This is a genomic window from Methylobacterium sp. J-078, assembly GCF_022829285.1.
Classification (GTDB): Bacteria; Pseudomonadota; Alphaproteobacteria; order Rhizobiales; family Beijerinckiaceae; genus Methylobacterium.
In genome coordinates, this window is the sequence record NZ_JAKSYI010000108.1 from 158,656 (window position 1) to 171,837 (window position 13,182).

The window sequence follows — 13,182 nt, forward strand, 5'->3', positions numbered from 1 at the left end:
GTATTCCTGCGCCCCGTGTCGATGATGTGGGACGGCCTGTCCCCGGGGGCCGCGCAGGCCGAAATCCGGCAGGTCTCGCCCGCGCGCGCGCGCTTTCCCGCCGGCGCCGTCGAGCCCGTGCCGGCGCCGCAGGCTCCCGGCCCGCGCATCGGCCTCGCGCTTGGCGGCGGCTCGGCCCGGGGCTGGTCGCAGATCGGGGTGATCGAGGTGCTGGAGGAGGCCGGCATCCACCCGGCCGTGGTGGCGGGCTGCTCCATCGGTGCGGTGGTGGGCGGCTGCTACGCGGCGGGCCAGCTCGGCCTGCTCAAGGCCTTCGCCCTGTCGCTGACCCGGCGCAGCGTGATGGGCCTCCTCGACCTGCGGCTCCGCTCCGGCCTCATCGCGGGTGATCGCCTGAAGCGGCGCCTCCAGCACGATCTGGCCGACCGCCGCATCGAGGGCCTGCCGATCCGCTTCGCCAGCGTCGCCACAGACCTCGACAGCGGCGAGGAGGTCTGGCTCACCCGGGGCTGCCTCGTGGAGGCGCTGCGCGCGTCTTACGCCCTGCCCGGCATCTTCCCGCCGGTGCGCTGTGGCGGCCGGCTCCTCCTCGACGGCACCCTGGTCAACCCGGTGCCGGTGACGATCGCGCGGGCGCTGGGAGCCGACCTCGTGATCTGCGTCAACCTCAACGGCGACCCGCGCCCCGGCGTGCGGGAAGCCTCGCCCGCGCGGATCACGGCCGAAGCGGTGCTGCCCGTCCCCCGCCGTCCCCGGCGCTGGATCCTGCGCCGTCCCGGCTCGCGCCAGGCCGGAGGCAGCGAGCCCGAGCGGGCGAACGGCCTCGCCACCCCGGGCATGGCGCGGGTGATGCTCGACGCCTTCAACATCACGCAGGACCGGATCTCGCGGGCCCGCCTGGCGGGCGACCCGCCGGACATCGCCATCGTGCCGCGTCTGTCCGAGATGGGCCTGTTCGAGTTCCACCGGGCCGCCGAGGGGATCGCCCTCGGCCGCGAGGCGGCCCGCGCCGTCCTGCCTCAGATCCGCGGCCTCGTGGCGGCGGCCGCCGCCCGGATCTGAGGTGGTTCCCGGCCGCTGGCGCGATGCTCCGGCCGGCTCAGGTCAGGCCATGGTGATGTAGTCGCGCATCGCCCGATGCTCGGCCTCGACGGCCTCGATCCGGCGCTTGACCACGTCGCCGATGGAGATGAGGCCGGTGAGCCGGCCATCCTCGACCACGGGCACGTGGCGGAAGCGGCCATCGGTCATGAGGTGCATCACCTCCTCGATGCTGCAGGCGCGGGTGCAGGTGGTGACCTCGGCGGTCATGTGCTCGGAGACCAGGGCGTCGAGGGCGTTGGCGCCCTTGGCGGCCAGTGCCCGCATGATGTCGCGCTCGGAGAGGATGCCGCGCACCGCTCCGTCCGCATCGCTGACGACGACGGCGCCGATGCGCTTCTCGGCCAGGAGGTGGATGGCCTCGTCGAGGGTGCGCTGCGGCTCCACCGTGATGACGGAGCGGCCCTTCTCGGCGAGGATGCGAGCGACGGTCATGGACGTGTCCTTTCCCTGAATTCACCCGTGGGACGGGGCGGCCGGGCTTGGCCAGTCGCGGCAGGGTGCCCGGCTCGGTCTGAGGCGATTGTGTGGCCCCGGCGCCCACATGGCAAGATCCCGCAAGCCCGAGGCGTGCGGATTGCAGGATAATTCAGGACCCTGGGGGTGGCCCGGGCTCGCCGTCAGCGCCCGTAGCGGTCGATCAGCGGCAGCAGGAAGAAGCCCGCGATGAAGCCCCCGAGATGGGCGTCCCAGGCGACGGAGGTCGCCTCGGCACCGAGCGGCAGGGCGATGATGCCGAACAGGAAGTTCGTGAGGAGCCAGATGCCCAGGAACATCACCGCCGTGCGGTTGCGCATCAGTTCGGGGATCGTCTGCAGCGGCGGCGGAGCGGGACGCTGCCAGGGCGGTCCGCCCCCGGCGTAGACGGGGGGCGGCCGGAACACGAAGCGCGCCGCCGCCGCCATCAGGGCGGAGACGCCCGCCGACGCCCCGATCAGGGGCGCGGTGCTCAAGGGGTCGAGGATGACGTGGAGGATGCCGCCCGCCACCGCGCCGGCCAGGGCGATGAGGCCGTAGCGCCAGGGGCCGTAGCGGCGGGCCACCGGCGAGCCGAAGGCGGCGAGCCAGACCGTGTTGAAGATGACGTGCATCCACGAGCCGTGCAGCAGCGCGTAGGTGGCGAAGGTCCAGGGCATCGCGGCGGGCTCGGCCGCCACGTAGCGGGCGAAGGCCTGGCGGGCCTGGACCACGTCGGGATCGCCCGCCAGGGTCGCGGCGTTCGCCAGCAGGTCCCCGGCCCGGGCGGGGTCGAGGGCCACGCTCCAGCGCCCCGGGATCAGCGCGAGGTCGATCAGGGCCGCGATGTCCCAGATATCCGGCAGCACGAATTCGCGCAGGGCGTGGATGCCCACCAGCACCCCGATCGACGCGGTGACCACGCCCGGCATGTTGAAGATCGGAACGCGGTTCTGGGGCGGCAGGTCGGGCGTGGCATCCATGGCGCCACCATGTCGGCTCCCGGATCGGCCCGGCAAGTCCTGCGTGCCGCGAAAGACCCGCGCGGTGCCAAAAACCAGCGCGGCGCGAAAAACGGGAGGACGCGCGCGGGCGCCCTCCCCGAGGTGGAAGGCCGCCCGGTGACGCCTGAGCGTTCCCGGGCACCGGCCAGGACCAGCAAGCCGCCGGGCCGGCATGGCCGACCCGTTCCTTCCCGTGTCTCGCGGGAGGGCGGCGCGGCCTCCCTCCGGCAAGGCCCGCAACTTCGCCTGAAACTTGGCGGTGGACAACCCGCCCGGACCATTAACCTTGACCGAAACTTAACGGGGCGCGGAAAATGCGGACGGCATAGGCTGTGCGGGTGACGGACCACATCCTTCGGGTCCGGCCCGGTTCGCGCCGACGGTTTCCGAGTTCGAGACGGTTCGCTTCCGAGCCGTGCCAATGTGGGACACCATGAAGCACCCGACCAGCCGCATGCTCCACAGCTACTGGGACCGCCTGCGCCGCGCGCGCGCTGCCCCCGAGCGCAGCGAGATCGAGCCCGGCGAGATCCGCACGCTCCTGGCCGACAGCCTGATCCTCGAAGTCGACATATCCCGCGCCGCGGCTTCCGTCCGGCTGGCCGGAACCCATGTCTGCGCCTTGTTCGGGCGCGAGCTGAGGGGCCGGTCCTTCGGCGAGATCTGGGGCACGCCCGACGCCGATCCGTGGCGGCTGGTCGAGGCCGTGGCCGTCGACACGGTCGGGGTCGTGGCGGGCCTGCACGGCACCACGGAGCGCGACGAGGCCGTCGACCTCGAATTGCTGCTGCTCCCCTTGCGCCATCATGGCGAGACCCACTCGCGCATCCTCGGCGCGCTCAGCCCGGCCTGCGTGCCCCACTGGCTCGGCATCCGTCCGGTGACGCGCCTGCGGGCGACCTCCATGCGCATCCTGGGACACGAGCCGGCTCCGGCCGCCCTCGATGCCGAGGCGACGCTGCGCAACCTGCCCGAGCCCGCCAACGACACCGCCCCGCTCCGCCGGGGGCATCTCCTCGTCCATCCGGGTGGGCGGTCCTGATAAGTACGCCCGATGGCAACGACGTTTTTCGAGGCGTCCTGCGGCGGTTGCGCAAAACTTTCGTAACGCCGAGGGCCTATTTCTACCGGGAGTGAGTCCTCGAAACGAGTACATCCGCCCGCCATGATCGAGGCCACCCCACGTTCTGCCGCCAAACCCTACCGTGACATCCGTGGCTCCGACCTGCGTCGGCATCAGCGCGTCAAGGTCTCGATGCTCGGCCGCTACATGCTGTCCGACCGGCGGGAATATCCTTGCCAGACCGTGGACATGTCGCCCGGCGGCGTCCGCCTGACCTGCGCGGTCGTGGGCGACCTACAGGAACGCGTCGTCCTCTACCTCGAGCATATCGGCCGGCTCGAGGGAACCATCGCGCGGCTTCTACCCGGCGGCTTCGCCGTTCAGCTCATCGCGACCCCGCGCAAGCGCGACAAGATCGCCTCGCAGTTGACCTGGCTCGCCAACCGCGATTCGCTCGGGTTGCCCGAGGGCCGGACCCACGAGCGTCTCACGCCGCACGCCGCCGGTGTCGTCCTGCGCCTGGAGAGCGGTCGCGAGGTGCAGGCCCGGATCATCGATCTCTCGATGTCCGGCGTCGCCCTCTCCACGGCGACCGCCCCGCCCCTCGGCGCGAGCGTGATGGTCGGGCGCACCCCGGGCCGGGTCGTGCGCTACTTCGAGGGCGGCCTCGGCGTGCAGTTCATGCTGCCGATCTCCCCCGACCTGTTCCACGAGGGTTTGACGCTCTGAGCGTCACGGCTCCGCCAGCGGCAGGCCCCGGCTGCTGGGGTGCCACAGCAGATCCGGCGTCGTGGTGAAGAGCCGCTTGTGGGCCAGCGCCGCATAGGTGTCGGTCATCCCCGCGATGTAGTCGGCGACCCGACGGGCGATGCGGCCCTCCCCCGCCCCCGCGAGGCCCTCCGACCACTCGTCCGGCATCGCGCCGGGCTCCGCCGTGAACCGGGCGAACAGGTCGGACACGATCAGGTTGGCTTTCTCCCGCACCGCGAGCACGCCGGGATGGCGGTACATCCGGGCGAACAGGAAGGCCTTGATCTCCGCATCCGCCCGCGCGATCGCCTCCGAGAAGGCGATGACCGGCGCCCGCGCCGCCCGGATGTCGGCGACCGAGCGCGGATCGAGGGCGGCGATGCGCCGGGTGCTCTCGGCGATCACGTCCTCCACGAAGCGGGTGATGACGCGCCGCGCCAACTCGTGGATTTTTCGCGAGGCTTCGAGATTCGGATAGAGGCGGTCGATCTCGTCGAGGAGGCCGCGCAGGAACGGCACCTCGGCGAGGTCGGAGAGATCGAACAGGCCGGCGCGCAGGCCGTCGTCGAGGTCGTGGCTGTCGTAGGCGATGTCGTCGGCGAGCGCCGCGGCCTGCGCCTCGGGCCCGGCGAAGCGGGCGAGTTCGAGGTCGTTGAGGGCGTTGTATTCGAGGATCGCGGCCGGGATGCCGCGCGCCGTCCAGCGCGGGGTCGGCCGCCCCTCCGACTCCAGCAGGGGACCGTTGTGCTTGACGAGGCCCTCCAGGGTTTCCCAGGCGAGGTTGAGCCCGTCGAAGCCGGCGTAGCGCCGCTCCAGCCGGGTGACGAGGCGCAGGGCCTGGGCGTTGTGGTCGAAGCCCCCGTGGGCCGCCATGCAGGCGTCCAGGGTGTCCTCGCCCGTATGCCCGAAGCAGGTGTGGCCGAGGTCGTGGCTCAGGGCGAGCGCCTCGGCGAGGTCCTCGTCGAGGCCGAGCGCCCGCGCGAGCGCCCGGGCGATCTGGCTCACCTCCAGGGTGTGGGTCAGCCGGGTCCGGTAATGGTCGCCCTCGTGATGCACGAAGACCTGGGTCTTGTGCTTGAGGCGCCGGAAGGCCGAGGAGTGGATGATCCGGTCGCGGTCGCGCTGGAAGTCGCTGCGCGTGGGCGAGATCGCCTCCGGGATCAGGCGCCCGCGGGTGGCCGCCGGGTCGGTGGCATAGGCCGCCCGCCAGCGCTCACCGCGCCGCCGGGCCTCGCCCCGCCCAGTCTCATCCGCCTGCATCACGTCTCGCCGCCCCCCATTCGATCGACCGAGAGAGTTCCGCCGGCCTCGGCCCGGCCTCCAACGCGCCGCCGCGTTGCAGCATCGGCCCCCCAGGCATATCTTGTGTGCCCTAGCAGTTGTTCCAACGCCGCCCCGGCCCGCGACCGGCCGGGACGGCCGGCGGATCTCGAGAGCACCCCGCGAGAATATCCCCGATGGCCGACATCACTCTGACGCCCCGCGCCGCCAAGCGCATCAACGAGATCATGGGCGCCGAGCCGCCCGGCGCCTCCCTGCGGATCAGCGTGAACGGCGGCGGCTGCTCGGGCTTCTCCTACGCCTTCGACATCGAGCGGGCGCGGGCGGCCGACGACGTCGCGATCGAGCGCGACGGCGCCACCGTCCTCGTCGACCCGATGTCGCTGGAATACATGAGCGGCTCGACCATCGATTTCGTGAACGACCTGATCGGGCAATCCTTCAAGATCGAGAACCCGCTCGCCACCGCCTCCTGTGGCTGCGGAACCTCGTTCTCCCTGTGAGGCGCCGGGGGCGGTCGCGGCGCGCCGTCCCGCGATTGCCTCGCGCGCGAAACTGCGTCACGGATGAGCCTGCTCTTTCGACAGCGCCCTCCAAGCCAGCGATTCCGGATACGCCCATGACCCGCTCGAAAGGCCGCCCCCTCTGTGCGTGGGCGACCGGCGCCTCGGCCTGCGTCCTGGTCCTCCTCGGGGCCGGCCTCGCGGCGCGGCCCGGGCCGGTGCTGGCCCAGGAGGCGGCCTCGGCGGTGCAGGACGTGACGCTGCAGGACGTGACCTTCACCTTCGGCGATACCGTGCTCAAGGCGCCCCGCATCACCGCGAGCGGCACGCGCCTCTCCAAGGACGAACTCACCGCCCTGCTGAAATCCGGCCCCGGCGAGTCCTGGCCGGCCCGCCTCGTCCGGCTGGACGCCGCGAGCCTCGCGATCCCCGAATTGCGGGTGGAGCGCGCGGGGCCGGCCGCGGCCCCGGTCGTGACCTATCGCGACGTCATGGCGCGGGATGTCCGTGCCGGCCGCATCGCCGAATTGACGGCCGCCGGGGCCTCGATCCTCGTCGCGGGCGGGCCGCAGAAGGGCACCGGCACCTATGGCCGCCTGCGGGCGACGGATGTCGACCTCGCCGTGCTGGCCCGCCTCTACGGCGAACCGGGCGACGGCAAGAGCGCCCTGCAGCGGGTCTACGCCACCTTCTCGGTGGACGAGGTCGCCTACGTGGATGCGCGCGGCACCGCCGTCACCATCGCGCGGATCGAGGGGCGCGACCTCAGCGGCCGCCAGATCCCGGCCACCTGGACCGGGGCGCTCCAGGCCTTCACGGGCGTCGATTACGAGACGATCGCCCCCGCCGAGCGCACGCGCCTGCTGACCCTGGGGGCCGACCTCGCCGAGGCGGTCTCCCTCGGCACCCTGGAGGCGACGGGCCTCAGCGTGCAGGAGGCCAAGCCCCGCGACGCGTTCCGCCTCGGCATCGCCCGGATGGGGATGACCAATGCCGGCGGCACCCTGGAGGACATCACCTTCTCGGGTGGCGACGGCGCCAAGGCCCGCATCGCCCGCCTCTCCCTGGACGGCTTCTCCCTGAGCCCCACCATCGCGGCCCTGCGCAAGCTCGCGGCCCTGACGGCGGAGCCCTCCGAGGCCGATCTGCGCCTGCTCACGCCGGCCATCGGCACCCTGGCGCTCAAGGACCTCAGCCTCGACCTGCCGCCCGAGCCGGCGACCCCGCGCGGCCCCCGCGACCCCGCCGACGCGACGGGCGCAATGAATGTGGGCCTGCGGGACGCCGCCCTGAACTTCGCCCCGCCCCGTGACGGGGTGCCGACCGCCGGGCGCCTCAGCCTGTCGGGCCTGACCCTGCCGGCCTCGGCGGTGGCCGGGGTGCCGGGCCTGGGCTCCCTCGGCCTCTACGGCTACAGCGACCTCGACCTCGCCCTCGTGGCCGACACCTCCTGGGACGAGGGGGCCCGGGAGCTGAAGCTCAGCGAGGTCTCGATCTCCGGCAAGGACATGGGCCGCGTGCGCATCAACGGGATGATCGGCGGCATCGGCCCGGAGGTGTTCAACCCGGACGTGGCCATCTCGAGTTTCGCCATGCTGTCGGCCACCGCCAAGGCGCTGGACCTCACCATCGAGAACACCGGCCTGTTCGACCGCTTCATCGCCGCCCAGTCGAAGGTGCTCAGCCTCAAGCCCGAGGAGCTGAAGCAGGAATACGTCACCGCCAGCGTCTTCGGCGTGCCCGCGATCCTGGGCAATTCGGCGGGTGCCAAGGCGGTGGGCGCCGCCATGGGCCAGTTCGTGACGAAGCCCGGCACCCTCTCCCTGAGCCTGCGGCCCAAGAACGGCACCGGCATCGGCATGCTGGAATTCGGCGCGGCCCCGACCCCTGCGGCCCTGTTCGACCGGCTCGAGGTCAACGCCAAGGCGAACTGAGGCCCGCTCTCTCAGGTCGCCCGGATCACGCCGCCCGGCTCGTCGGAACGGCGGCGGCCGCGACGCAGGCCCGCGCCAGGGCGTCGGTCGCATCGAGCAGCACGGCGCCGAGCGGTTCCGCCGCGTCGCACAGGGCAAGCGGGATCTCGGTGCAGGCCATCACCACCTGCCGGCACCCGCCCGCCATCAGCGCCTCGGCCGCGGCCTGCAGTAGCGGCCGGGCCTCGGCGCCCTGCCCCGCCTTGACGAGGCGCACCGCCCGCATCACCGCCGCCTGATCGGCGGGCGCGCGGCAGGCGAAGCCGTGGCGGCCGAGATGGCGCGGATAGAGCCCCGTGCGAAGGGTGCCGTCGGTGGCGAGCAGGCCCACGGGCCCGCCGGCCACGCCCCTGCGGGCGAGCTCTGCTGCCACCGCGTCGACGATGTGCAGGATCGGGATGGGCGTCAGGGCCTGGAGCGCGCCGTGCCAGTGATGGGCGGTGTTGCAGGGGATCGCGAGGTGGGTGGCGCCGGCCGCCTCCAGACGGCGCAGCGCCAGGGTCATCGCCGGCAGCGGGTCGGGCCCCTGCCCCAGGATCGCCCGGGTCCGGTCGGGAATATCGGCGGCCTGGGCCACCATCACGGCGAGATGGTCCTGATCACGGGCAGCGGGCGTCGCCTCCACGAGCTTGCGCAGGAAATCCACCGTCGCCATCGGCCCCATGCCGCCGAGCACGCCCAGCACCTCGCTCCCCGCCATCGCCCGTGTCCTCTCCGCTCGTCCCGGTGACGGGATGCGCGAAGTCCGGCCCGGGGGCCAATGCCGTGTCGGAAAGGCCCATGCGAGTTCGGACTAACCTGGGTTCGGATCGACCTGGGTTCGGACTAACCCGCCTCGGCCGCCGCCCAGATCGCCGCGACGGCGGCGCGCGCCTTCGCTCCGTACGCCTTGGCGCCGTTCCGGTAGAGCCGGATCTCCAGGGGCACCTCGGGTCCGGCCACGACGAGGCGTCCCTCGGCGAGTTCGCGGATGACGAGGCTGCGCGGCACGAAGGCGAGGCCGTACCCTTCGAGCGCCATGCATTTCAGGGCCTCGGCCATGGGGTTGGCATGGACCACCGGCCCCATCGGCAGGCCGAGCTCGGCCTGGGCGAGGTGGCTGACGCGGCCGAGGAAGGAGTCGCGCCCGTAATCGAGGCGCGGGAGCGGCCCGCCCTCGGCCAGAGCCGGGCTCCGCACCGCGACCAGCGCATCGGCGCCGACCGCCCGGTGGGGGTAGAGCTCCGGGTCGAGGGGGATCGGCACGCCCGGATGGTGGAAGGTCAGGAGGAAGTCCGAGCCACCCTCCACCAGGGCCTGGAGGCAGTCGTGGAAATCGTCCGGCTGGAGCCGGGTCGCCACCGGTCCGGTGCGCGCGGTCAGGGTCCGGAACCAGGCGGGGAAGAACGTCAGCGCCAGGGTGTGCAACCCGGCGATGCGCACCCCGGGTTCGGCCGAATCGAGGCCGGCGCGCAGGTCGGCCCGGGCCCCGAGGAGCACCCGCACGCTCTCCTCGGCGGTGTCGCGGAAGCGGCGCCCCTCCGGGGTCAGGGTGGTGGGATATGTGCTGCGGTCGACGAGGCTCACCCCGAGCCAGAGTTCCAGGGCGCGGATGCGCCGGCTGAAGGCCGATTGGGTGACGTGGCGGGCCTCCGCCGAGCGGGAGAAGCTGCGGGTCTGGGCGAGGCTGAGGAAATCCTCCAGCCACTTCAGCTCCACGGACGCCCCCGGACCTATGCCAGGTCGCGCACCACCACCCGGCCGCGCTCGGCCGAGAGGGCGAGGCGGCCGCCCTTGAGGGCGAGCGCCTTCTCGCCGAACAACGCCCGGCGCCAGCCGTGCAGCACGGCCACGTCCGCCGCGTCGTCCTCCGCGATGGCCTCGAGGTCGTCCACCGTGGCGATGATCTTCGGGGCGACGCCCTCCGTCTCGCACACGGCCTTCAAGAGGACCTTGAGCAGTTCGACGAGGGCCCCGTTGCCGCCGCGGCTGCGGGCGCGCTCGGGGAGCGCGATGTCCGAGAGGTCGCGGGTAAAGCCCCGCTCCACCGCCGCCAGGATGTCGGTTCCGGTGCGCGAGCGCTCGAAGCCGGCGGGGATCGAGCGCAGGCGGCCGAGCGCCTCGACGTTGCGCGGGGCCGAGGTCGCGACGTCGATCACCGCCTCGTCCTTGAGGATGCGCCCGCGCGGCACGTTGCGGCTCTGGGCCTCGCGCTCGCGCCAGGCGGCGACCTCCATCAGCACGGCGATCTCGCGGGGCTTGCGCATCCGCCCGGCGAGGCGCCGCCAGGCGGAAGCCGGGTCGGCCTTGTAGGTCTCCGGCGAGGTGAGCACGCTCATCTCCTCGTCGAGCCACTCGCCGCGGTCGGTGGAGAGGAGCTGACCCGCCAGCACCTCGTAGACCTTCACCAGATGGGTGACGTCCGAGAGGGCGTAGCTCAGCTGCGCGTCCGAGAGCGGCCGGCGCGACCAGTCGGTGAAGCGCGAGGACTTGTCGATCTTGGCCTTGGCGACATCGTTGACGAGCTGCTCGTAGGAGACGGAGTCGCCGTAGCCGCAGACCATCGCGGCGACCTGGGTGTCGAAGAAGGGCTGGGGCAGCAGGCCGCCGAGGAGCCAGATGATCTCCAGGTCCTGGCGGGCGGAATGGAACACCTTCACCACGCCCTCGTCGGCCATCAGGGCGAAGAACGGCGCGAGGTCGAGGTCGGGCGAGAGCGGGTCGACGAGCACGCCCGAGCCGTCCGGCGCCGCCATCTGGATGAGGCAGAGCTTCGGATAGTAGGTCGTCTCCCGCATGAACTCCGTGTCGACGGTCACGAAGGGATGCGCGGACAGGCGGGTGCAGGCCTCAGCCAGGGCCGCAGTGGTGGCGATCAGATTCATAGAATCGGCTATACCGAAGGTTCTCGCCTCAGGCGAGGGACGCCGGACCCGGTCGTCGGAAATCCTTACGCCGCCACGACGCGGGGCCTCTCCACGCGCGCCCGGGCCGGTGGCGTTCGCGTCGCCTGCGCGCGGCGCTGGGCCGTGCGCTCTCGGCGCTGCGTCTCCGCGCGGGCGAGGAGCCAGTCGAGGATGCCGGCCTCGATCCGCTGGCCGCCGACGGCGAGGCGCCGGATGCGGTCCGTGCGGAAGCCGCGGTAGCCCCCGCGTCCCCGATCGATGCCGCCGAGAAGCGTCCGGCCGGGACCGAGCTTGAGTTCGCGGGCCTCGACCCGACGCGTGCTCCAGGCTCCGTTCGCGTCCTCGTAGACGATCTCGAACGTTCCTTCGAGGGCAAGCACGCGCCAGGCGCCGTCCCGGCGCTCCGCCACCACGGAGGGATCGGCCGATTGCCCGGGGCGTTGGGCCATGAGGTCAGGAAAACCGTTTCGTTTCATGACGTTAATGTGGTGTGGCGCGTGTCCCGGCACAAGCCGCCATGGCCTTTCGCGTCAGCCCAGATAGTAGGTCGGCCAGCGCGGATGGAGGGGCGCGGCGGCACCCGCACCCCCGCGCGGGACGACGACGCTGCCCAGGCCGAGGGTGAACGGCAGCGGCGGCGCCCCTAGCAGCGCGAGGTACGTGTCGGGCAGGTGCTGGTGGAGATTCTCGAAGACGTAGGCGATGAGTTCGCAGCCGATGGACGGCGTCCTGACGGTGCCGGGAAGCGGCACCGGCTCGCCGATCGCCGTGTAGCCGTACCCTCCGAGGGCGAGCCGCGCCGTCGTGGCGAGGAGCAGGGCGGCGACCACCATCCCGCCCTTCGGCGCGGGCTCGTAGAAGTCGTGGGTCTCGAAGACACGGTCCCAGCCATACGCGACCGTGTCGAGGGTGTTGAAGCAGCGGATCGCCCGTCCGGCGAAGGCCGTTCCTGGGCCGAACAGGGCCGCGAAAGCGGCGTTCCCCGGCGTCATCCCGGCGAAAGTCACGATGTGGATCGCGCTCGCCGGAGCCTGTCCGGCGAGCCAGAGGGCGACCACCGGCGCGAGGGTTCCGCCGAGACTGTGCCCCGTCACCGTGAGCGAACGCTCCGGCGGCAGCCCCGCGACGGCTCCGGCCAGCGTCACGCCCGCGTCATCGGTGAGAGCCCGCAGGTTGTCGAAACCGGTGGCCGTTCCGGCGGAGATCCTGGCCTCCGGGCTCCCGGGCCAGGGAACCATATCGCCGAATGGACTGTCCTCGTCGCCATCGGCCCAGTAGGCCGGCGAGAAGGGGTTGGGATAGGTGCCGCGGATCGCCAGCACGCATTCGCCCGTGACGCGATGGCGGGCGAGATAGGCGAAGTTGACGGGCGGGTCCGGCGGCGCGGCGAGCCAGACCAGGCTCCAGTCTCCCCCGGTGAGGGAATCGGTGGCGAGGTAGCCCGTGATCCTTCCGGGATCGCCATAGGCGATCCCCGCGAGGGTCATCAGTTCGGCGGTCGAGGGAGGCATCGCGGAATTCCCTCAGCCGGTGACGACCGGGCCACCGCCGATCGGGACGGAATAGGCCGCGGCCGCGATCGGCACGAGCGGACTGCCCTGCTGGCTGACGAAGAACTGGCGCACCGTCGCGGTCACCAGGAAGGTGGCGCCGCTCGACGGCGTGAGTTGCACGAAGCCGCGATTGCCGGCCGCCTCGGTGATCGCGACCGATTGCGAGGCCAGCGCGAGGCCCGTCGCGACGTATTGCAGGCCGATGATGAGTGTCTGATTTGCCGGGACGGTCAAGTAGATGTTTGGGCCGGCCGGGGTGTTCTGGAAGTAGCTCGTGAAGTCCAGGATCCTAAGGTCGTAGTTCACCAGGTTGGCGGCGAGCTTGATCTTTCCTCCCGAGGGCGCAAGCACGAACGGCACTGTCGGCAGGTAGCGCAGCTGGATCTGAGCCGAACCGCTGCTCGCCGTATTGGTGATCTGGATGAACGTGCCCTGGAGGACCAGCGGCACCTGCGTCAGGCCGGGCACGATCGGCTCGCCGAGGATCTCGAACGGAACGCTGTAGGGTCCCGCGGCCAGGGACTTCACGGCATCGAAATCGTCGTCCGACATCATTCGGTCGGGGGGAAGCGCGGCGGGGTTCTCGACAATCAGCATGGCGTCACCTCTGGAG

The 13,182-nt window shown here is 71.9% G+C and carries 14 protein-coding genes; 5 read left to right on the top strand and 9 right to left on the bottom strand.

The genetic code is table 11. From position 1 onward, the window contains the following. Positions 1–21 precede the first annotated feature (21 nt). Positions 22–1,062, top strand: coding sequence for a patatin-like phospholipase family protein (locus MKK58_RS17020; protein WP_409565263.1), 1,041 nt, complete (start codon positions 22–24; stop codon positions 1,060–1,062). 42 nt (positions 1,063–1,104) lie between these two features. Here the strand turns inward: MKK58_RS17020 and MKK58_RS17025 are convergent, their stop codons facing one another. Beyond that, a complete protein-coding gene (locus MKK58_RS17025) occupies positions 1,105–1,536 on the bottom strand; it encodes a CBS domain-containing protein (protein ID WP_243913176.1) in 432 nt (143 codons plus the stop codon). A 185-nt stretch (positions 1,537–1,721) separates the two neighbouring features. Then, a complete protein-coding gene (locus tag MKK58_RS17030; protein ID WP_243913177.1) occupies positions 1,722–2,540 on the bottom strand; it encodes a rhomboid family intramembrane serine protease in 819 nt (272 codons plus the stop codon). 454 nt (positions 2,541–2,994) lie between these two features. On the opposite strand from MKK58_RS17030, the gene MKK58_RS17035 reads away from it, so the two are divergent. Both MKK58_RS17035 and MKK58_RS17040 read left to right on the top strand, forming a co-directional pair. Further along, positions 2,995–3,603, top strand: coding sequence for a PAS domain-containing protein (locus MKK58_RS17035; RefSeq protein ID WP_243913179.1), 609 nt, complete (start codon positions 2,995–2,997; stop codon positions 3,601–3,603). 123 nt (positions 3,604–3,726) lie between these two features. Next, positions 3,727–4,353 (top strand): PilZ domain-containing protein, encoded by a 627-nt coding sequence (locus MKK58_RS17040; RefSeq protein ID WP_243913181.1) that lies wholly within the window; start codon positions 3,727–3,729, stop codon positions 4,351–4,353. A gap of 3 nt (positions 4,354–4,356) precedes the next feature. Here MKK58_RS17040 and MKK58_RS17045 read toward each other — a convergent pair whose 3' ends face one another. Continuing rightward, positions 4,357–5,634: a deoxyguanosinetriphosphate triphosphohydrolase gene (locus MKK58_RS17045; protein ID WP_243913182.1), complete on the bottom strand. Its 1,278-nt coding sequence runs from the start codon at positions 5,632–5,634 to the stop codon at positions 4,357–4,359. Positions 5,635–5,831: 197 nt separating this feature from the next. Here MKK58_RS17045 and MKK58_RS17050 point away from each other — a divergent pair, with 197 nt between their 5' ends. Beyond that, positions 5,832–6,158, top strand: a complete 327-nt coding sequence (locus tag MKK58_RS17050; protein ID WP_238280585.1) for a HesB/IscA family protein — start codon at positions 5,832–5,834, stop codon at positions 6,156–6,158. 116 nt (positions 6,159–6,274) lie between these two features. After that, positions 6,275–8,092, top strand: coding sequence for a hypothetical protein (locus MKK58_RS17055; protein ID WP_243913184.1), 1,818 nt, complete (start codon positions 6,275–6,277; stop codon positions 8,090–8,092). A 25-nt stretch (positions 8,093–8,117) separates the two neighbouring features. On the opposite strand, the gene MKK58_RS17060 is transcribed toward MKK58_RS17055, so the two are convergent. From MKK58_RS17060 to MKK58_RS17085, 6 genes are all read right to left on the bottom strand, one after another. Next, positions 8,118–8,831, bottom strand: a complete 714-nt coding sequence (locus MKK58_RS17060) for an amino acid racemase (RefSeq protein ID WP_279578415.1) — start codon at positions 8,829–8,831, stop codon at positions 8,118–8,120. Positions 8,832–8,956: 125 nt separating this feature from the next. Next, a complete protein-coding gene (locus MKK58_RS17065; RefSeq protein WP_243913185.1) occupies positions 8,957–9,829 on the bottom strand; it encodes a LysR family transcriptional regulator in 873 nt (290 codons plus the stop codon). A 14-nt stretch (positions 9,830–9,843) separates the two neighbouring features. Next, positions 9,844–10,995, bottom strand: a complete 1,152-nt coding sequence (gene rnd / locus MKK58_RS17070) for a ribonuclease D (protein ID WP_243913186.1) — start codon at positions 10,993–10,995, stop codon at positions 9,844–9,846. 65 nt (positions 10,996–11,060) lie between these two features. Continuing rightward, on the bottom strand, positions 11,061–11,465 hold the full coding sequence (locus MKK58_RS17075; protein ID WP_243913187.1) for a WYL domain-containing protein: 405 nt from the start codon (positions 11,463–11,465) through the stop codon (positions 11,061–11,063). An 81-nt stretch (positions 11,466–11,546) separates the two neighbouring features. Next, positions 11,547–12,527: a lipase family protein gene (locus MKK58_RS17080; RefSeq protein WP_243913188.1), complete on the bottom strand. Its 981-nt coding sequence runs from the start codon at positions 12,525–12,527 to the stop codon at positions 11,547–11,549. Between the two features lie 12 nt (positions 12,528–12,539). Continuing rightward, entirely contained in the window at positions 12,540–13,097 is a 558-nt protein-coding gene (locus MKK58_RS17085; RefSeq protein ID WP_243913189.1) for a hypothetical protein, read from the bottom strand. Positions 13,098–13,182 lie beyond the last annotated feature (85 nt).